Below are 18,784 nucleotides of genomic sequence, written 5' to 3'. Positions count from 1 at the left end.
GGGCGTCTCCATTCCGCGTGACCTGGAGGTGCAGCTTCCCGGCTACAGTGCCAAGAAGATCAACGCATACCACTCGATCGGGGGGCCGGACCTGGCAAAGAAGGCTGCTGAAGAGGTGCTTGGAGTGCCGATCGACAAGGTCGTCGTGCTCAACTACGACGCCTTTCAGGACATCGTGAACATGGTTGGTGGTGTGGACCTTTACGTTCCCAAGAACATGAAATACACCGACCGCGCTGCCAAGCTCTATATCGACTTCAAGAAGGGCCGGCAGCACATGGACGGCTATCAGGCGATGTGCTTTGCGCGGTTTCGACACTCGGATGACGACTTTCACCGCATGGAGCGCCAACGCGACCTGATGCTCGCAATCAAAGACGGGGTGATGCGCAATCCGGGCTTGATCGCACCCCTGAGCAACAAGGCGGTCGAATTGCTCGGCGGCGGCCTTGAGGGCGAAGAGATGATCGCCCTCGCCGACTTTGCCAAGGGCCTGCCCGCTGACAACATCAAGATGTCGAACCTGCCCACACTTCCGGGCCGAGGCAGCAACCTGAACCTGGACATCGACAAGCTCGACCAAACGCTGAGAGAGAACTTTCTCGTCGAGGATCCCATGGCCGGGAACAAGGTGACGAGCCGATGAGCTCGAGCGCAGAGCCGCTCGACCTTGCCGATGCCGAGGACCGTAGGCGAAATCAGTACATCTCCAAGCGGGATATTCTATTGCTTGCCGGTTTCTTGCCTTTCCTTCTTGTGTTCTTAGGGCTCGTTTATCAGAATCTCAAGCAGAGATCTGAGGAAGCGGTCTGCACCAAGAACATGAAGGAGATCTTCACGGCGCTGAGCTTCTACCTCTCGGACAACGACAACCGCTTTCCCCCTGCCTACGCCACAGACGCCGGCGGGATGCCCCTGATGGAGCGGGGAGGCGCCAACACCTGGATCAGCCTGATTGCGCCAGGGATGAGCCGCCGGGCCTCGTTTCAGTGCCCTGCAGCCGCCGAGCAGGAGCTGACCTACAACGTCGGTGGATCGGAGCTTACTGCCAAGGGAATCCAGAGCCGGCTCATTGCTTCCTCATACGGCTTCTACCGACTCTGGGACCTGCAGCCGGTCTCCTACATGGCTGATCCCTCGGGCGAAGTGATCGCTTCGGAGACCTCCAACTTGGGCTCGGAGGAAACTTTCGACCCCCACCCCTTCAAGGTGGACGGCAAGCCGCTTCCCTATGACGGGTTCGTCATTGGCTGGGACACGGGCAACGAAACGCTAGACCCCAAGACTCGGGCGGTGACGCGGCTCGCGTTCCCCCGGTCGAGCGGCGGGAGCTTCCGGTCGGACGGCGTTTCGCGCCACACGAGCGGCATCAAGGCTCTGATGGGGGATGGCCACGTGACAATCCTCAAACCCAGCAGTGCGTTGATCCAGCATCGCGGCTCCGACCCGATCGGGCTTTGGGGTGATCGGTAAGGGGGGTCTGGGGGCCGAGGCCTGAGGTCTGGGGTATTGGGTCCGAGGTCCGAGGTCCGAGGTCCGAGGTCTGGGGTGTTGGGTCCAAGGTCCGCGGTTTCGGGTCAGTGGTCTGGAGTCCAGAACCACCTCGCCCCTTGAGGGAGAGGTCGGTGAACGAAGTGAACCGGGAGAGAGCAAGAACAGCTACGTCAACCCTTCAACAATCTTTCTCAACCACATTCCACACGCTTCATCCTCCACCGGTGGAACAGCATCCAGGATCAAGCTCCAGGACTCTCGCAGCTCGGCCGACTCTCCGGGAACCAGCGTGACCTCAGGACCGACGCTCTCAACCTCGAGCATCTCCGCGTTGGTGAACGTTTCGAAGTTGCAGCCCAAGTCGGGATAGGCCGCACCTTCATGGTAGTCGAACCGCTTGATGAAGAGATGCCCGAAGTTCGCGTATGCGGCGTACCCCTGCTTGATCAGTGCGCCTAGTTTCTGGGGGGTTGGCAGGTCACGCTGAGCCAGCCGACTCACGTGGGTTCCCCAAGTCCACCTTGGATCGTTGAGGCTGGTGTAGCTCCACAAGACCATCGAGGCGGCGGGAAGCAAGTCCTCGGTGTGGGCACGGAAGGGCGGCATCGGAATGAGGCATGTTCCGCCTTGCGCCATGACGGTCAGCGCCCACGGAAACAGCGTGGCGGGTTGGGTGGAACGGTTCGTCACAACATGGCGAAGGTCGAGACCTAGTGCCTTCGGCTTCGGCCTGACCGAGATCTGCTTCTGGATTCCGTAGCGGTTTGTACGGCTCGCAAACCCGAGCCAGCCGTCGACGTCCGTCCTCTCGACGGGGTCGTTGTCGGGCTGGTAGGTCACATCGCGATCCTCCGGGCCGTACCACAGCCGGTGCCCGCCATAGTGCTTCATACCGTGCTCGCCCAAGCTGCCTCCGTCAGGATAGACCTTGAGCATGTTGGGGCCGCCCTTGGGGCCAAAGTAGAGGATGCGGGGGCCGACTTCAAGGGTCACGAGCGCTTCTGCCTCTCCCAAATCCAGGCGAAGGCACTTGCCGGCAGGCGCGAATTCGACGATGTTCACAGCCTGAGGATACTTGAGGAGAGCCGCGCGCAGATGGACGATGGGCAAAGGCCGCTTCAGGCAAAATGAAGCGGCGCGCCTGGGGTCAGAAGACGCGCCGCTAGCGAGCTCTCTCCTTGTCAGAAATCCTGAAGGCGATCAGACGCCCATCTCGAAACGCATGCCAAATTAGATGAGCGCCCTTTCACGCTCCAGGATTTCGCCAATTACCGACAGCTCCTTTCCAAGGAGAAACACAAGATCGTCGACCGTGAAAATCCCCACGATCGAACCTTTTTGGTCCCTCACCGGAAACCTTCGAAACCTCTTTCCCCTGATCTTCTGAAGCGCTGAGGATAGGCCAAGGCTGTCTTCAAGCGTTTCCGGGTTCTCGGTCATCACTTGTGACACCTTAGTCTCCGAGGCATTGCGTTCCATGTTGACCACTCGGAGCACGATGTCTCGATCCGTCAGGACGCCGATCAGCTTCTCACCTTCCATGACCAGCAGGCAGCCCACGTTCTTGAGGTCCATCATTCGGGCGGCTTCCGCCACGCTGGTTGTTGGGGCGACCTTCACAACGTCTTTGTTTGCAAGTTTGCCCAGGCTCATATCAACTCTCCCTGCAACCCCTTGGTAGGTCGCGGTCGAAATGCTGCAACGTGTCGTAGAGGGAAGGCGGACGGCAAGCCGCCCCCCTCGGTTTTTTAGGGCCTATTCGTTGCCGTTGGCCAGCACCTTGATGCGGTGCGTATGCGCCGCCTGCTCTTTCGGCACCGTCACCTTGAGAACGCCTCTGTGGCATTCGGCGACGACCTTCTCGGGCTTGGCGGGAAAGCTCAGCGTGAAGGTGCGCTGGAAGGCGCCCGTTTCTCGCTCAATTCGTAGGTAGTCATCGCGACGCTCCTCTTTCTCAAGGTCTCTTGTGCCGCGAATCGTCAGCATGTCGTTGATGAGCTCGACGATGATGTCCTCATCTTTTACGCCGGGAACGTCCATCGTGAAGACCACTTCTTTGTCGGTCTCTTTGACGTCTACTGTGGGAAACCACCCCTTCCTGAGTTCGTCGGGCTCCCGGAAGAGGTCTTCCATCATCTTTGAGATACGGTCCGCCTGACGAAGGGGCATGACTGGGAATCTCGTGATCATCGAATCGCCTCCACGGTTAGGTTCGCGGCCATCAGGCCTCGCTGGAGCGGTTCGAATCAGGGCTTGAATCTGTGAGCAGAAGGAAGGATCTGTTTCGGGCCGCGGCTTCCAGCAGAGCTAGAGAACCGCTATCTCTATGATGGCAGAGGCGGCCCACTTTCGGGGCCAATACAGGCTCGCGAAGGAATCATTCGCAGTATGGATTGATTTCTCCCGCCGGCTATTGCGGGATGGGTTTTGCCAGGGCCCGTCGATGCGCTTGGCCTGAGTTCTTCTTCGGGGGTCTGCCTTGGAGGTCCCAGGGGCCAAAAGGTGAAAGACAACGGCGGAGCCCCGGTATCAGCCACTCCGCAGGTGGCAATACCTGAAGGGGCGCCACTCAAATGCCTGGGATGTGCTCTAGGTCGTCGGCAGCTTTGCAGGACCCCAAACAACAGCCGGCAAGTGCCAAACACCTTTCGCGGACGCCCTTCCCGGACCACTATGGCGAATGTTGAGAAACGCTGGTCTAGCCCTCAAAAAACTACAGTCCCTGAACCTAAATCACCCAGGTGAGACGCCTGGGCTATACCTTTCTCAACAGTTCCCTATAGGGTCGCACTCGCAATCGGCTCTAGGTCAAATCCGCTTTTGTCGCCACGCGCAAGACGAGCCGACCCGGCAAGTGCGATCATGGCGGCATTGTCGGTGCAGAGCGACCCACGGGGGGAGGCGAACCGGATGCCCTCACGATGGCAGGTCTCCGTTGCGAGAGACCGCAGCCGCATATTGGCGGCCACTCCTCCAGCTAGTGTAAGCACGTCGCAACCCGCTTGCCGACAAGCCTCGACCGACCGCTGCACGAGCACGTGGGCGATCGCTTCCTGCACCGAGGCCGCCGCCGAAGGAACGTCAAGCGCCGCCCCCTCCCTCTCGACAAGCCTTAGCACGGCGGTTTTGAGGCCGCTGAAACTGAAGTCCAGAGTCGCCTCGCCATGGAGCCCTCTGGGCAGTTTGTAGGCCTTTGGTTCTCCGGTTTCGGCAGCCTTCTGGATAGCAGGCCCGCCCGGATAGCCGAGGCCCAGAAGCCGTGCGGACTTGTCGAACGCCTCGCCGGCGGCATCGTCGCGGGTCTGGCCGAGCAAGCCATAGTCTCCCAGACCCCTGAGCAATACCACTTCGGTGTGCCCGCCCGAGGCCAGCAGACAGATGTGGGGGAACGTCAGGTCGGGCTGATCGAGAAATGGGCTGAGCAGGTGCCCCTCCAGGTGGTGGACGCCGATCATGGGAACGCCGAGCGCTAACGCGAAGCCCTTCGCCGCCGAGACCCCCACGCTGAGCGCACCGACCAAGCCAGGCCGACTCGTGACGGCAATCCCTCTGACCTCAGAAAGAACCATGCCCGCCTCTCCCAGCGCCTGATGAACGACGGGAAGCAGCGCCTCGACGTGGGCCCGTGAAGCGGCTTCCGGCACGATGCCGCCCCACCGCCGGTGCAGGTCCACCTGGGACGAAACGACGTTGGATCGCACGTTGAGGCCATCGAGAACCGCCGCGCTGGTCTCGTCGCAACTGGTCTCGATACCCAAAACGGGTCCATCGAAAAGCGGAAATGGGGTCATCGGGCCTATTCGGGAATCCACTCCGATTGAAGCATATCGACGCGGTCCTCCACGAACGGGACGCCCTCCTGGTCCAGCTTCTCCCGCTGCAGTTTGGCGAACCGAGGGTCGCGACGATGGATGGGCAGGCGGCCGTCCTTCGCCACGACGCGCCACCAAGGTAGACCCTCGGGGCACTGGGCCATCCACATCCCCACCAGCTTCCCGGATACCGGCCGATCCAGCGCCTGGCCAAGCACACCGTACGCTACGCACCGTCCCGGCGGAATGCGCGAGACGAGGTCCCAGAGGTTCAGGAGGATCGGTGATGGCTCCTTGCTCATACGCGCTCCACCTTGGTTGGAGAGCCCCGGAGAATCACGTCTTCCGTGGCGCTGGCATCGTCCAAATGGACCTTGATGAGCGGGATGTTGGCCCCAGCTTGAATCTCCCACCCCACCCTTCCTAGCGACGCAGCCCCCATCGAGGTCGCCATACGCCAGACCTCCTCGGGGCTCAACCCCGCCCCGCGGGACGCCGAGACCGCAAGCGCGGCGCGCATCTCCTCGAACATGTCGATCGGGCCGCCCGACGCCGGCGAATCCATCCCCAGCCCGACCATGACTCCTGCATCCAGCATCTCGCGGACCTTGGCCGCGGGGCACCCGAGAGCCTGGTTTGAGCGGGGACAATGCGCGACCTTCGCGCCATGTTGCGCCAGGTCCTCGATTTCTCTCGGCGAGAGGTCGCAGCAATGGACCAGTTGCGCCCCAGGTCTCACCAAGCCCAAGTCGCGGGCCGTTTCGTAAACCGACTTGCCCGTAGGCTTGTACGGTACGCCAAAGCGTCGGTACATCTCCGCAATCGGGCCCGCGCCCTCCCTTGTGAACCGCGATTCTTCGGGCGACTCCGCCAAGTGGAGGCTGATCGGATCGGAGGATGCACCAAAGCTCGATAGGGTGTCTTGGTCCACGGTGTAGACCGCGTGTGGGTTCAAGAACACCGGTGCGCATCCTGCCCGTCGCTGCTCTTCTGCGCGCGCGGCCACCGATCTGAGCTTCTCCGCAGGAGCCTCGGCTTCGAAGAAGGTGATCACCTCCTGGAACAGCACGCCGGGCAGCTTTGCGGCTTCCAGGGCTTCGGCACTGACGGGACGGTCGGTGTGCTCGCCGATGAGTCCGACCCCCGTGCGCACGTTCTCCTGGGCGGCCAGGAGCGCATCGCGGCGGACGTCCTGTAGCTTTTGCTCCCGCTTTCGATCTGTGATTTCCCGAACCCAGGGCCACCATTGCGTTTCCTGCATGGCGCCTTGGAGGCCCCGGTATTCCAGGTGCGAGTGCGCGTTCACGAACGCCGGCGACAGGATGTAGGGATCGGGAACGCCACGGTGCGGGCGAATCTCCGCGACCACCCGGGCGTAAAGCTCGACTTCCAAGCCAAGTTCCAGCGTCCCGTTGAGGACAATCCCAAACGGCCTCAAGGTCACAGGTCTTGGTACCAGTTGCCCTGAAGCTGGTCGTAGGTCACATGCTTCACGTGGAAGTCGCCGTACATGACGTTATAGCGGTAGTCCCTGAGCTTGCTCCAGACCGTATTCCAGTCGTCGTCGGGCTCCAGGCGCGAAGCGTTGGGGTGCCAGTTCCCGGCGGCGTCGAAGAGCACGTTCGTTCGCGCCAGTTCCTGCAGCGAGGTTTGCGAGGCCTGCCGAAAAGCGATCTCCGTGCGATAGAAGTAGCTGGAGCCATACACCTGGAACAGGCTTGGCGACGAGGGTAGCTGAAGGGGCCAGTTATTGTCGACACATTGCGTCCCGGAATCTGAGGGGCAGTGGAACAGCTCGTGGCTCTTGATGTAGGGCTGCATGACGTCGGAAAGCAAGGGCATGAACGGAAGCTGGTCGCGCCACTCGGAGTGCGAATCCCAGATTTCCGGCCGGAACTTGTCCACGGGGTCGATGCCTCGGGGGAAGTAGTCGTCATAGTCGCCCATGTAGAGAGCGAACGCCTGGCCGATCTGCCTCAAGTTGCTGATGCACGCGGTCTTTTTCGCGGCTGCTTTGGCTCGGGCGAACACGGGAAAGAGCAGCGCCGCGAGAATCGCGATGATCGCGATGACGACCAGAAGCTCGATCAACGTGAAAGCGCGTCGCATCCTGGAAGATGATACATCGGTTCCAGAGTGTTTCTGCGCCCATTGCTAGTGAGACAGGGAGTTTTTGCTGCTGATCGAAGATGCCTGCCAGAAGTTGCCCTGGGTTGACACTGTGGCTCTTGGACTATCGTGGACGTCTCTTCACGAAGGTATTCCCTCACCCTCGATCATCCCTAGCCCAGGCTATTGCCTCAGGCCCCACTTACCTGCCATAATTTCTCTTTGCTTGACAAGCCCCGCCCACGCGCCTGCCTGAACCAGGCAGACGGCCGATGGACCGGGCTCCGTTCAGCAAACTGAGGTTCTGACTTGGCCAAGACGATTTCCATTAAGCCCGAAGAGCAATCCGCGAGATCCTACGCCGACCGCCTGATCCTGGAACAACTGACCGAAATGGAGTCGGCGATCAAGCTTGGCGATCTCGCCGAGCGGCTCTCAAAAGCCGGCCTTGGCCTTGGGGCGGTGCGAGCGCTTCTTGCTTCCAACCCGGATCGATTTGCCTATTTTGAGCGTAAGTGGATCCCCAACTCCCGCGTGGCTGGGGTGGGCCGACCCTATGCCGAGGCCGTACGGCTGATTGTGGACCTCTTTGGCGGCCCGATGTCGATCGACGCCGTCGTGACTGAGGTCGCGCGAATCCGGCAGGAGCCCGTGGAAGCGGTCGGCCCGCGTCTGCGTAGGATCCTTGACAGCGCGAAAGAGTTCGTCGTGACCCCAGACGGCATGGTCGCGCTTTCGGCCTGGGCATTCCTTGGCTACGACGAGAGCTCCGACCGAGCCTTTGAGCTCTATGGTGTGAACAGCGAGGATGTGGAGGCCGCGGCTTCCAAGCTCGCAGGAATCGACTGGCGCGCTTCCGACGCGATTTCGAAGGCGCTCGCCGCCGCCGCCCCCATTTCAGCGAAAACCCTCGCAGCCGTCGCGTGGCAAGCCCTCAAGCCCGAGAATCCTGCCGGTACTCTCGTCTTTGACGGCCGAGAGTTCTTTGCCAAGCTGATCAGCGTGCCCGGCTACGTGTATGGGGCCGATGGCGTCGTGTATCCCGAAGCGGAAACCAAGAAATGGATCAGCACCGCCGTGCGGCTGGCTGACAAACTCGCTCCGACGCTGGACGTCGAGGATGCCGCTCCGATCGACATCAAACAGGCCGATCTTGACAAGGCGATCAAGCGGATCATCGCCGGCGAAACCACCGTTACGGCAACTTCGCTGCTCGAGGAGTTTTACGAGATTACGGTCGGCAACAAGACCTATCCCGACGACCTTGCCAACCTGGTCGGCGCGCTGCAAGCCGAAAAGGCCGTGTGGTGGGTTGGCGCGGACCGATTCCGCAAGCCGGAGTCGGCGCCCGAGTTCGTTTACTCCGTTCCGGAATTGTTCCAATACGCGCCTTCGCCATTCCTGGATCCGGAGGGCGACCCAATCGACGTCGAGGTCAACGACGACGGCCTCTCCAGCTCGCTGCGGAAGCTCCTTTCTCACCCTCTGGCGACCGACGTTTTGGACGAGGACGCGATGCCTCGGCCCAAGCAGATTCCCGAGAAGATCCGGCTCGTGCTGAAGTCGATCCACCGCGAGCTTGGCACCTTTCCGCTCTGCCAGATTCCGACGGGCTTTCTGGACGAGCAGCCTTCGGTGCAAGAGCTCATCTTCATGGATCCGAACGGCAAGGAGCTCCAGGTTTGGGCGAACACCGAGGCCCGGCTGCTCTATAACCTCATCGACTGGTGGTTCGAGCAACCCGTGGAGAGCGGCGCGGTCTTTACGCTCGCGAAAACCGAGAAACCGAACGTTTTTGAGTTCGCCTGGGAAGACCAGACCGACCCTCTGCTCTACATCAGCTCGCAGCGCATGGAGCTCCTGAGGGAGATTCAGTCGCGAAGCGAAAACATGAGCACTCTCGACATCCTTGTCGAGGTGATGCATCACTGGCCGAAGGGCGCGGACTTCCTGACCCTGCTGGCGGAAACCAACGTGGTGCGCCGCAGCACGCGCAGGCTCGTCGCCTCGCTTCTTTCCTGCTATCAGTGCTTCTACCAGCGATCCGGATCACCGGTCTGGCACTTTGACAACAAGAAGATCGAACTCGGCTTCGACAAGACCAAGAAGAAGTTCATCAAAAAGTAACGCCGCTTCTGCGGGGTACAATCCCTCCCTCTAACCTACCATGGCAAACAAGCGATCATCGAAGAAGGACCTGCGAAGGACCGAGAAGCGCCGCGAGCGCAACCAAAGCGTCAAAACCGCCCTGAAGACGTTCGTCAAGCGCGTGCGACAGGCTGCCGCTGCGGGCGACACCACGAAGACCGGCACGGCCCTCTCAAAGGCCTCCAGCGCGCTGGACAAAGCCGCCGAGCACGGCATCATTCACAAGAACCAGGCCGCCCGCCGCAAGTCCCGCGCCGCCAAGGCAGCCAACAAAGCCGCCGCGAAGTAGTCGCTCCTGCTTTGAGATCATTTTGGGCGGACCTCAGCCAGTGGCTGAGGTCCGCTTTGTGTTGATTGGAGGACTTATGATCGCCCTGCCTGGCTCGCCTTGACTGCAGCCTCGGAGTAGGTTTGCGAACTCTGTGTGATCGTCCGGCAGAGCGCCGGCACCGGACCGGCGGCTACAAAGACTCTGTGTGATCTGCCGGCATCTCGGTCAAGGCTGCGCGAGGCCGCCGCACTCTGTAGCGGCCTCACCTTCCTCATCACCCTTCCACCCCTCGGCACCAACTCCCTCACCGCCTTCACCCTCCGAGACGACCTGCTCTATACTGAATTCTCGATGGGCAACCTCCAGAAGAAGTGGATCAAGCAGCAGGTCGCCAGGCAAAGCGCCGGGCCTCCCCCTCCTCCCAGCGGCCACCCTCTTGCCGCGGCGATCCAGGCTTTTCAGGCTGGGCGGCACGAAGAGGCCATTCGCCAAAGCATGGCCAGGCTGGAGAGCGAACCCTACGACATGGACGCCCGAGAGCTCATCGGAATCTGCCACACGGCGCTCAGGCAGTTCGAAGTGGCCGAGCAGGTGTTCGGGGAGATGCTGGAACTCAACTCCCTCCACTTCCCCGCCGTTATCGGGCTTGCCCGCACCAAAGCCGCGTTGGGAAAGACGGCCGAGTGTCTCGAGCTCCTTGAGCAGGGGGCCGAAATGGCGGGCTCGGACTTCGGCGCGCTGAGCCGTGTTGCCGGCGCCTATGCCGGTATTGGAGAAATGGACCAGGCGTTGCTCCTATTCGAGAAGCTCGACAGGATCAGGCCAAACGACCCCGAGATTCTTTTCAAGAAGGCGCAGGCGCTTGTGGGCCTAAAACGGTTCGACGAGGCCGTGCGCATCTACCAGCGAGTCCAGTCCTTGCGCCCCGATCTGCCCATCACCTACGCCAATCTCGCCGGAATCTGGGCTGAAAAGGGGCTCTATGAGCAGGCGAAGAAACAGTGTGAAACCGCGGCGCGGCTTGGGGGTTCGCAACACCCGGGACTCAGGTTTCTGAACGCGCGGGTGGCGCCGGTCATCCTCGAATCGCAGGAGCAGATCGAGCACGTGCGGTCCCGGATGTTCTCGGACTATGAGGCGCTTAGGCGCTCCGGGGCCAAGCTCAGAGACCCTTTTGCCGAGGTCGGCGCGATGCACTCCCTGCCCACCTATCAGGGGGTACCCAGCAGGCAGCTTCAAGAGGCCATTTCCAGGGCCTATCTGGCCGTTTGCCCCGAGCTGGCCTGGGAGGCGGAGAGCCTTCAGCAACGCAAACCTCGCTCCGAACAGAAGATCCGTGTGGGGGTCTGCAGCGCCTTCATGTGGGACCACACGATCGCCCACGTGATGTCTGGGTTGTTTCGAAAGCTCGACCGCAGCCGGTTCGACGTGATTCTCTTTCGCGTGGGGCGGCCTTCAGACCCCGTCCAGGAGGCCCTGGAAGGGGTTGCAGACCGTGTCGTGCTGCTCGAAGGGCATTTGGCCCATTCCAGAGAGGCGATCGCCGAGGCAGAGCTCGACCTGCTGCTTTTCACGGATTTCGGGGCAGAGCCGCTCACCAGCTTCCTCAGCTACAGCCGCCTTGCGCCGGTGCAGGTTCTGCTTTGGGGATTCCCAGACACGAGCGGAGTGCCCAATGTCGACTACTTCCTGTCCACCTCGGCCTTCGAGCCCGAAGGAGCCGAAGAGCACTACTCCGAGACCCTTATCCAGCTTCCGAGGCTGTACACCTACATCGACCCGCCGACGCTGTCACCCAGTTCGGTCTCCAAGCGCGACTTGGGGGTTCCGGAGGAATCCCACCTATACCTCTGCGCACAGTCGCTTCCCAAGGTCCATCCTGAGTTCGACATCGCGCTCAAGGGCATCTTGGAGGCTGACCCCAAGGCCCACTTGCTGTTCTTCGAGGGCTTGCACCCCGAGTGGGGGGACCTCCTTCGGAATCGATTCCGTCGGAGCCTCGGCACACTTGCCGAAAGGGTTCGCTTCTCGCCGCGATTGGATCGCAGCGCGTTCCAGGGCGCCCTGCAGGCGGCCGATACCGTGATCGACACGAAGCACTTCACGGGCGGGTTTACGACTTACCTTTGCTTCGCGCTTGGCGTGCCGGTAGTGACCTGGAACGGAAGCCTGATGCGGGGACGCATGACCTCGGGACTCTATAGGATGATGGGCCTGGAACCGTTGGCGGCTGATACCGACGAGGAGTTTGTAGCGCTTGCGGCAAGGTCAGCGACGGATCGGCCGTTCCGCGAAGACTGGTCGGCCCAGGTGGCCGCCAACAGCGGGAAGCTCTTCCATGACGAGGGGTCGGTCAGGGACTTTGAGAGGTTCCTGACTGCAGCCCACCGCGCTCATCTTGCCGGAAAGAAGCTCGAAAGTTGGGAAGACGTTCAGGCAACCCCTACTTCTTAAGCGACATCTTGATAACGATCTTGCCGACGGTCTTCACCGACATGCCCATCTGCTCGATGTTGATGGTCTGGTCGTTGTCAAGCGTCGTCTCAAGCTTGATCGCCTTGCCTGTGGACCTCTCGAAGAAGCCTTTGGACTTGATGCCGACGCTACCCTTCAGAGAGATGCTCATGCCGCCCAGCATTCCAGCCATCGGGCTGTCGGGCATGGCCTTTAGGACCTCTGCGAAGTCGATGTCCAGGGGCGTTTTGCCTTCCAGGGTGATCTCATAAACCGGGACGCCTTCCAGCTCACTCTCGCCGATCAGCTTTGCAGTGAGCTGCGAGTCCACCTTGGCGCTCATCGGGCTCTTGGGCACGGTCACCGTCCAGGTGTCGCCGATCTTCACGGCCTTTTCGGGAAACTCGATCGTCTGGCCCATCGTGTTCATGCCTGGGCCCGCCATCATCATAAGCTCCGGCGACATGCCCGCGGTCTTGTTCAGGATGACCCTGCCAAGGTTATCGATCTTGCCCGTCGACTTCTGGTCCTTGGGAGCCTCTTGGGGCGGCGCCATGTCCGCCATCGGCCCTGTGACCTCCATCTTCACGTTGGAGACGAGGATCTCGGCGTCGGCCTTGTTGCCGTCCACCTTACCGAGCTTCATGGAATAGTCCATGCCGCCCTTCATCCCCATGTCCTGCTCGCCCATGGTCGGGATGTCAGCCTTCATGTCGCCTGAGATTTCGATGCGGTAGTTGGTCTGCTCGCCCTCTTTGAGTTGGCGGCGGAGCAAAATGCCGTCCTGCTGCATGGCAGCAACCGTGAAAAGGAACAAGACGGGCAGGGCTGCGAGAAGGGGTTTGCGATTCATGAGTAGAGTCTCCGATGGTGCCGGCGCTGGGCTGGCTGATTGGCAGCATTTTGACAGATTGCCGATTCGTTTCCTATGTCCCATACGTAACTAAGCTTCGATGCGTTACGGTGAAATGGCGAGCGAACGGTCCAGTTACCTGCCGGCGGGTTTGGGATGATCGTGCCCGCCGCCTTGCTGGCCTTTGCCGTTTTGAGCAGCGGCGAGGGTGGGCAGGAACGCACATGGACCTTGGCGCTTGGGGGCGACGTCATGCTGAACGGGGTCGCGCCGAAGTCGCGACCTTTGGCCGAAGTGGCGCCGATCCTTCGAAAGGCGGACCTCTCGATCGTGAACCTGGAGATTCCGATTACCGCCGCGAAGACGGCAACGCGGCGCAAATCGCCCGCGGAGCTCCGGGCCAAGACCCAGTTCATCCTGAAGGCCGACCCCGCGCACATCGGGTCCCTTTTCGGGTGCGGGATCGACGCCGTCAGTCTTGGCAACAACCATGCCATGGACTTTGGGGTCGCCGGGCTGAAGGAGATGTCCGGCCTCCTGAAGTCCAAAGGGATCGTGTGGTCCGGCGCGGGAGCAAACCTGGCGGAGGCTCGGAGATCGGCTCATTTGGAACGAAGAAACACGCCAAGCATCAAGTTTCTATCGCTTCTGGCGTTTCAATCGGCCAAGGGAGCGGCCCACTGCACGCCCGCGACCCTTGACAAACCAGGCGTGGCCTGGCTGGGAATCGGCGCAGTGAACGACAGGGCGCGCGCAAAGATCCAAGAGATCGTGGAGCAAGAGAAGGCGGACGGCTCGATGCTCATTGTGGCGCTGCACTGGGGGGTTGAACGCCAGAGCCTTCCCAATTCGTTTCAGGTGGCGCTGGGCCGGGCCTTCGTCGATGCCGGCGCCGACCTGGTCGTGGGCCACCACCCGCACGTGCTTCAGGGTGCCGAGATCTACAAGGGAAAGCCGATCCTCTACTCGCTGGGAAACCTCGTGTCTCCCCGGCCCGCCGTGACGGGTGTCTTTACCCTGGCGTTCGAGGGCGCTTCTTTGCGGAGCATCGAGGTTACGCCCTGCTCGATCCAGGGCGGCAGAACCCGCGTGCTCGGAAAGGTCAAAGTCAAGGGCGCGCTTGAGGCATGGAAGGGCCTTTGTAGACGCATTGCCAAGGCGTATCCGAGCAAGAAGAGCGCCTTGCCGGTTCTGGGTGTGGCGGCGACTCCCGCCCTTCGTCTACCCGAACCGTAGTTCCAACTGGTGCACCAGCACGGCGCCCAGGTACGCGAGGGCGGTCATGTAGGTGAAGACAAACACCGGCCACTTCCAGGAGTTGGTCTCACGGCGGATGGCCGCAAGCGTCGACATGCACTGGCAGCACAGCGCGAAGAACACCATGAGCCCAACCGCCGTCCAGGGCGTCACCAACGGCCTTCCGTCGGGCCAGGAGGCGCGCTTCAGGGCTTCGGTCAGCCCCGCCTCGTTCTCGGCCGCATCGCCGACGTCAAAGAGAATCCCCATTCCGGAGACCATGGTTTCGCGTGCGGGGAACGAGGAGAGGATGGCTGTGGTTAGCCGCCAATCGAATCCGGCAGGAAGAAACGCGGGTTCGATGGCCTTGCCAAACCTCCCCAGGTAGGAGTTCTCGCGCATTCTGCCCTCGACATAGGCGTCCATGGAGACTTCCGTCTGGTTCCTCCTGGTCGCGAACTCGGACCTGTATCGCGCGGTCGCCTCTTCGGAGCGCGGGAAGTACAGCAGCGCCCAGATGATCACCGACATCACGACGATGATCGTGCCCGCGGTCTGCACGAACACCTTGCCCCGGAAGTAGACGGCGATCCAGACATCCCTCCACTTGGGCCACTGGTACGGCGGAAGCTCCAATAGGAACGGCAGCTTCGTGCCTTTGATGAGGCCTCGGTTGAGCACCCAGACTACTGGCACCGCCACAAAGAGACCTAGTAGGTGCATCGCGAACAGAGCGATTCCCGCGACGGCGGACCCATAAGCGGGCTGAATGAACGCCCCGATGAGCACCAGATACACCGGAAGCCGCGCGCTGCAGCTCATGAGCGGCGCCACCAGGATGGTCGCCAGACGGCTCCGTTTATCGGGCATAATTCGCGCCGCCATGATGCCGGGCACCGCGCATGCAAAGCTCGAAAGCAAGGGGATGAACGCCCGTCCGTTGAGCCCGCACCAGCCGAGCAGCCGGTCCATCATGAACGCCGCTCGAGAGAGGTAGCCCGTTCCCTCCAGGATCGATATGAACAAAAAGAGAATGCAGATTTGGGGCAGAAAGGTCAGCAGCGTGCCCACGCCCATCAGAATCCCATCCACCACCAGCGACTTAAGCCATGGGACCCCCTCCAACCGCGCCGAAAGCATCCCGCCCAGGCGATCGAAACACCACCCGATCCCCTCCATCAGCGGCTGGGCGAAGGTGTAGATGGACTGGAACACCACATACATAACGCCGACGAAAAGGGCCAAACCAAGAAACTTATGGGTCAGCACGAGGTCGAGTTTGTCGGTCAGACCTTGCTCCTTTGGGGCTCCAGTCTGGTGGACGCAGGCGCGCTGGACCATAGCGGCCCAGTGGTAGCGGTCCGCGACCTCGGCGCCGGCATCGCCCTTACCGAGCGCCTCCAGGCTCGCACGGGCCGATTCGAACGCTTCGAGGAGTTCGGGAGCCTCGCTCAGGCTCTGCGCGAACTCGCTCTCTTTGCCCTCCAGCGCGGCGCGCACCTCCTCACGAGGTACGTCGAAGCCCGACCGAGCGAGGCGTTCGGAAAGGGCCGCCACCTTCATCTCAAAGGCGTTGGTTGGGCCGAGGTCCCGCTCCGGAGGCCTCTGCCCCTCAAGCCCGTCCATAATCGCTTGCCGAAGCTCTTTGAGGCCGAGCTTGCGGTGCGCCACCACGGGCACTACCTGCACTCCGAGCAGCTTCGCCAGGCGCGGCAGGTCGATGTCTGAGCCGTTCCTTCGGACCAGGTCCGTCATGGTCAGCGCAACGACGGCGGGAATTCGTAGATCGCAGAGCTGGCTGAAGAAGTAGAGGTTACGCTCCAGGTTGCCGGCGTCAATCACACAGACCAGCAGCGAAGGGGTGCGTCCACCCTCTGCGCGGCCCTCGATAACGTCCACGGCCACACGCTCATCCTCGGAGACGGGTTCCAGAGAGTAGAGCCCCGGTACATCGATGATCTCGACGTTTCGGCCTCCGATGTGAAGCTTCCCGGAGACGCGTTCGACCGTCACGCCGGCATAGTTGGCGACCCTTTGATGCGAGCCGGTCAGCGCATTGAAGAGGGTTGTTTTCCCCGCATTGGGGTTGCCGACCACGGCAATGAAAGCGTCATCCCACGACAGTCCGTCTTGACCGGGGACCGAAAACGCCACCTAGAACTCCAGCACTTCGACGACGACGCCATGCGTCTCATTTCGACGCAAGCAGAGCCGATAGCCGCGGAGCAGAATCTCGATGGGGTCTCCCAGCGGCGCGACCTTGAGCACTGTGAATTCAGCGCCTTGGGTCAGGCCCATTTCCTGAAGCCGCCTGCAGTCGGGGCTCTCGCACGTTGCAGAAACCACGCGAGCCCTCATGCCCTGTTTCACATCTTGAAATCGCAACGTTTCGGCCACTGCTGCCATCCAGTCTAAACTACCCCAAAGAGTGTGGATTGGACCACACACGCACTCTTCAGAGACGTACGAGAGCGGCCAAAGTCGGCGTGCACTGGCCGAACTTGCCTCCGCTTTGGCAGATATGCCACAATACGAGTCCGCGCCAACGGCGCCAGGGTATTCGCATGAAGGCAAGCATCCATCCGACTCTCCATCCGGTCATCTTCGTGGACGGCGACCACGAATGGAAGGGCACTTCCACCATGAAGACCAACCAGACCCGAGAGGTCGACGGCGTCACATACTATGTGGTGAACTGCGAAATCAGCGCCTTCACGCACCCCTTCTACACGGGCCAGAAGAAGCTGGTCGACACGGCCGGCCGCGTCGAGCGCTTTATGCGCAAATACGGCATTCAGAATACCGAGCAGGCCTAGGGGCTCAAGATCGCCTCTCTCCTTTTGGGGCGCTCATCTGCGTGGGCCCTGCTCTCCGGTCCTTTCTTTTGCTGATCGGTTCACGTCCCACTTGCCACGCACCACGCACCTCGGACCTCCTCTCCCATACGCTTCCTGCCATAATCATTAGCGTATCGGCCCATAGAGCGGGCCCGGAGCTCGGGCTGCGCCGGCCTCGAATCACGACGAAGTGAGGAGGCCAAAACATGGCAGAGAAACCCAAACCAAACGGCGGCCCCATGCCGCCTTCCAACGTCAATCATCACCAGCCCTACCGGGACCGATCCGTGCTCATCCACGGCAAGTTCACGTCCTCCAAGTGGGATTTTGAGGACCACATTCTGCCCCCGATCACGACTTCGGTCGCGTTCCGGCTCAGGTCGGCAGAGCGCGGCGCGCAAGCGTTCCAGCAGTTCGCCAACCCCGAACTCGACCGCCACACCATTCGGCCGATCTACATCTATGACCGCCTGGATGAGCCGGGGCAGGGTCTGCTCGAGGAAACGCTTGCATTCGCTGAAAAGGGCGAAACCGCCGTCTCCTTCGCTACGGGCATGGCCGCGATCAGCGCGGCCATCGGCATCCATGTGAGGGCAGGCGATCACGTTCTGGCCCACCACACGCTCTATGGCTGCACCTACAGCTTCATCACGAACTGGCTCGAGCGGTTCGGCATCTCGCACACCCTGGTGGATTTCCGCGACCTATCGGCCGTCAAGAAGGCGATCCGGCCCGAGACTCGAGTGGCTTATTTCGAATCGCCATGCAACCCCACCCTTGACCTCATTGACATTCGCGCGGTGGTCGATCTGGTTCAAGAAGCGAACAAGAAGCGCGAAGACGGTAAGTGCATTCGAACGATCGTCGACAACACGTTTGCCACTCCCTTCTGCCAGCGCCCGCTCACGATGGGCGTTGACTTCGTGGTCCATTCGCTCACGAAGAACCTGGGTGGCTTTGGCGCGGACATGGGCGGCGCGGTCATCGGCCCGCGGGCCGCAGAGACTGACCTGCTCCTCTTTCGCAAGGACTTCGGCGGTTCGCTTTCGCCGAAAGTGGCGTGGACCATCCTCACTTATGGAGTCCCCACGCTCTCGCTGCGGGTTGAGCGCCAGCAGCAGAACGCGATGCGCGTCGCCGAGTTCCTGGACCTGCACCCTAAGGTCGCCAAGGTCCTGTATCCCGGGCTGGACAGCTTCCCACAGCGGGAGCTCGCCTGCCAGCAGATGCGCGACATCGACGGCAACTTCGCGCCCGGCTCGATGCTCTACTTCGAGATGGAGGGAGAACCGTCGGAGTCGTATGCCAAGGCGGTCAAGGTGATCAACCAAATCGCCTCGTCATCGCTCTCGATCACGCTCGCTGTGTCGCTGGGGCAGATTCGAACGCTAATCGAGCATCCGGCCTCGATGACGCACAGCACGATCCCGCCCGATGCCCAGCTCGCGGCAGGAATCTCACCTGGTGGCATCCGAATGAGCCTCGGCATCGAGGACGTCCGCGACGTCTTGGCTGATCTGGAGGCGGCGTTGGAGCTAGCCTAGCGGCCGATTCACACAGAAATGGCCCC

Annotated in this window: 18 protein-coding genes and 1 pseudogene (1 of these 19 cut by a window edge); 9 read left to right on the top strand and 10 right to left on the bottom strand. The window is 61.4% G+C overall.

The window, feature by feature from the left end:
* Positions 1–21: pseudogene (locus tag HZC36_05110) on the top strand (hypothetical protein) (it extends 381 nt beyond the left edge of the window).
* On the top strand, positions 1–646 hold a 646-nt coding region (locus HZC36_05105), incomplete at its 5' end, for an LCP family protein (GenBank protein MBI5706350.1). The pseudogene HZC36_05110 and the gene HZC36_05105, both read left to right, overlap by 21 nt.
* Positions 643–1,473, top strand: coding sequence for a hypothetical protein (locus tag HZC36_05100; GenBank protein MBI5706349.1), 831 nt, complete (start codon positions 643–645; stop codon positions 1,471–1,473). The genes HZC36_05105 and HZC36_05100, both read left to right, overlap by 4 nt.
* A 186-nt stretch (positions 1,474–1,659) precedes the next feature.
* On the opposite strand, the gene HZC36_05095 is transcribed toward HZC36_05100, so the two are convergent.
* From HZC36_05095 to HZC36_05065, 7 genes are all read right to left on the bottom strand, one after another.
* Positions 1,660–2,556 carry a hypothetical protein gene (locus tag HZC36_05095; protein MBI5706348.1) on the bottom strand — a complete coding sequence of 299 codons (897 nt, stop codon included), beginning with the start codon at positions 2,554–2,556 and terminating at the stop codon, positions 1,660–1,662.
* Between the two features lie 168 nt (positions 2,557–2,724).
* Positions 2,725–3,147 (bottom strand): CBS domain-containing protein, encoded by a 423-nt coding sequence (locus tag HZC36_05090; GenBank protein MBI5706347.1) that lies wholly within the window; start codon positions 3,145–3,147, stop codon positions 2,725–2,727.
* Between the two features lie 102 nt (positions 3,148–3,249).
* Positions 3,250–3,684 carry an Hsp20/alpha crystallin family protein gene (locus HZC36_05085; GenBank protein MBI5706346.1) on the bottom strand — a complete coding sequence of 145 codons (435 nt, stop codon included), beginning with the start codon at positions 3,682–3,684 and terminating at the stop codon, positions 3,250–3,252.
* 587 nt (positions 3,685–4,271) lie between these two features.
* Positions 4,272–5,285 carry a tRNA (adenosine(37)-N6)-threonylcarbamoyltransferase complex transferase subunit TsaD gene (tsaD, locus tag HZC36_05080; protein MBI5706345.1) on the bottom strand — a complete coding sequence of 338 codons (1,014 nt, stop codon included), beginning with the start codon at positions 5,283–5,285 and terminating at the stop codon, positions 4,272–4,274.
* Positions 5,286–5,290: 5 nt separating this feature from the next.
* Entirely contained in the window at positions 5,291–5,608 is a 318-nt protein-coding gene (locus HZC36_05075) for an MGMT family protein (protein ID MBI5706344.1), read from the bottom strand.
* The gene (locus HZC36_05070; protein MBI5706343.1) at positions 5,605–6,750 is read right to left on the bottom strand and encodes an amidohydrolase family protein; all 1,146 of its coding nucleotides are present in this window, start codon (positions 6,748–6,750) and stop codon (positions 5,605–5,607) included. Before HZC36_05070 ends, HZC36_05075 begins: the two co-directional genes overlap by 4 nt.
* A complete protein-coding gene (locus HZC36_05065; GenBank protein ID MBI5706342.1) occupies positions 6,747–7,415 on the bottom strand; it encodes a prepilin-type N-terminal cleavage/methylation domain-containing protein in 669 nt (222 codons plus the stop codon). Before HZC36_05065 ends, HZC36_05070 begins: the two co-directional genes overlap by 4 nt.
* Before the next feature lie 309 nt (positions 7,416–7,724).
* Between HZC36_05065 and HZC36_05060 the strand changes: the two genes are divergently transcribed.
* The 3 genes from HZC36_05060 to HZC36_05050 all read left to right on the top strand — a co-directional run bounded on the left by HZC36_05060 (position 7,725) and on the right by HZC36_05050 (position 12,288).
* Entirely contained in the window at positions 7,725–9,542 is a 1,818-nt protein-coding gene (locus HZC36_05060; GenBank protein ID MBI5706341.1) for a hypothetical protein, read from the top strand.
* Positions 9,543–9,582: 40 nt separating this feature from the next.
* Positions 9,583–9,852 (top strand): 30S ribosomal protein S20, encoded by a 270-nt coding sequence (locus HZC36_05055; GenBank protein ID MBI5706340.1) that lies wholly within the window; start codon positions 9,583–9,585, stop codon positions 9,850–9,852.
* 135 nt (positions 9,853–9,987) lie between these two features.
* Positions 9,988–12,288, top strand: coding sequence for a tetratricopeptide repeat protein (locus HZC36_05050; protein MBI5706339.1), 2,301 nt, complete (start codon positions 9,988–9,990; stop codon positions 12,286–12,288).
* Here HZC36_05050 and HZC36_05045 read toward each other — a convergent pair.
* Positions 12,278–13,141, bottom strand: a complete 864-nt coding sequence (locus tag HZC36_05045) for a hypothetical protein (GenBank protein MBI5706338.1) — start codon at positions 13,139–13,141, stop codon at positions 12,278–12,280. The two genes, HZC36_05050 and HZC36_05045, sit on opposite strands and share 11 nt — an antisense overlap.
* A gap of 162 nt (positions 13,142–13,303) precedes the next feature.
* Here HZC36_05045 and HZC36_05040 point away from each other — a divergent pair, with 162 nt between their 5' ends.
* Positions 13,304–14,377, top strand: a complete 1,074-nt coding sequence (locus tag HZC36_05040) for a CapA family protein (protein MBI5706337.1) — start codon at positions 13,304–13,306, stop codon at positions 14,375–14,377.
* Here the strand turns inward: HZC36_05040 and feoB are convergent.
* Together feoB and HZC36_05030 are read right to left on the bottom strand one after the other, a co-directional pair.
* Positions 14,363–16,531: a ferrous iron transport protein B gene (feoB, locus tag HZC36_05035; GenBank protein ID MBI5706336.1), complete on the bottom strand. Its 2,169-nt coding sequence runs from the start codon at positions 16,529–16,531 to the stop codon at positions 14,363–14,365. The two genes, HZC36_05040 and feoB, sit on opposite strands and share 15 nt — an antisense overlap.
* On the bottom strand, positions 16,532–16,774 hold the full coding sequence (locus tag HZC36_05030; protein MBI5706335.1) for a FeoA domain-containing protein: 243 nt from the start codon (positions 16,772–16,774) through the stop codon (positions 16,532–16,534). It abuts the gene before it with no gap.
* A 167-nt stretch (positions 16,775–16,941) separates the two neighbouring features.
* Between HZC36_05030 and rpmE the strand changes: the two genes are divergently transcribed.
* Complete coding sequence (rpmE, locus tag HZC36_05025; protein MBI5706334.1) at positions 16,942–17,193, top strand: 50S ribosomal protein L31; 252 nt, start codon at positions 16,942–16,944, stop codon at positions 17,191–17,193.
* A gap of 260 nt (positions 17,194–17,453) precedes the next feature.
* Positions 17,454–18,758, top strand: a complete 1,305-nt coding sequence (locus HZC36_05020) for an aminotransferase class I/II-fold pyridoxal phosphate-dependent enzyme (GenBank protein ID MBI5706333.1) — start codon at positions 17,454–17,456, stop codon at positions 18,756–18,758.
* Positions 18,759–18,784 lie beyond the last annotated feature (26 nt).

This window comes from Armatimonadota bacterium (genome assembly GCA_016223145.1).
Lineage (GTDB): Bacteria > Armatimonadota > Fimbriimonadia > Fimbriimonadales > Fimbriimonadaceae > Nitrosymbiomonas.
The sequence above is the reverse complement of the archived record's forward strand: the minus strand, read 5'-3'. Positions and strand labels throughout refer to the sequence as shown.

What these genes read in the sequence shown, in the direction of transcription:
- HZC36_05100 (MBI5706349.1), top strand. Translation starts at nt 643, where the DNA reads ATGAGCTCGAGCGCAGAGCCGCTCGACCTTGCCGATGCCGAGGACCGT.
- HZC36_05090 (MBI5706347.1), bottom strand. Translation starts at nt 3,147, where the DNA reads ATGAGCCTGGGCAAACTTGCAAACAAAGACGTTGTGAAGGTCGCCCCA.
- HZC36_05085 (MBI5706346.1), bottom strand. Translation starts at nt 3,684, where the DNA reads ATGATCACGAGATTCCCAGTCATGCCCCTTCGTCAGGCGGACCGTATC.
- tsaD (MBI5706345.1), bottom strand. Translation starts at nt 5,285, where the DNA reads ATGACCCCATTTCCGCTTTTCGATGGACCCGTTTTGGGTATCGAGACC.
- HZC36_05075 (MBI5706344.1), bottom strand. Translation starts at nt 5,608, where the DNA reads ATGAGCAAGGAGCCATCACCGATCCTCCTGAACCTCTGGGACCTCGTC.
- HZC36_05065 (MBI5706342.1), bottom strand. Translation starts at nt 7,415, where the DNA reads ATGCGACGCGCTTTCACGTTGATCGAGCTTCTGGTCGTCATCGCGATC.
- HZC36_05055 (MBI5706340.1), top strand. Translation starts at nt 9,583, where the DNA reads ATGGCAAACAAGCGATCATCGAAGAAGGACCTGCGAAGGACCGAGAAG.
- HZC36_05045 (MBI5706338.1), bottom strand. Translation starts at nt 13,141, where the DNA reads ATGAATCGCAAACCCCTTCTCGCAGCCCTGCCCGTCTTGTTCCTTTTC.
- rpmE (MBI5706334.1), top strand. Translation starts at nt 16,942, where the DNA reads ATGAAGGCAAGCATCCATCCGACTCTCCATCCGGTCATCTTCGTGGAC.
- HZC36_05020 (MBI5706333.1), top strand. Translation starts at nt 17,454, where the DNA reads ATGCCGCCTTCCAACGTCAATCATCACCAGCCCTACCGGGACCGATCC.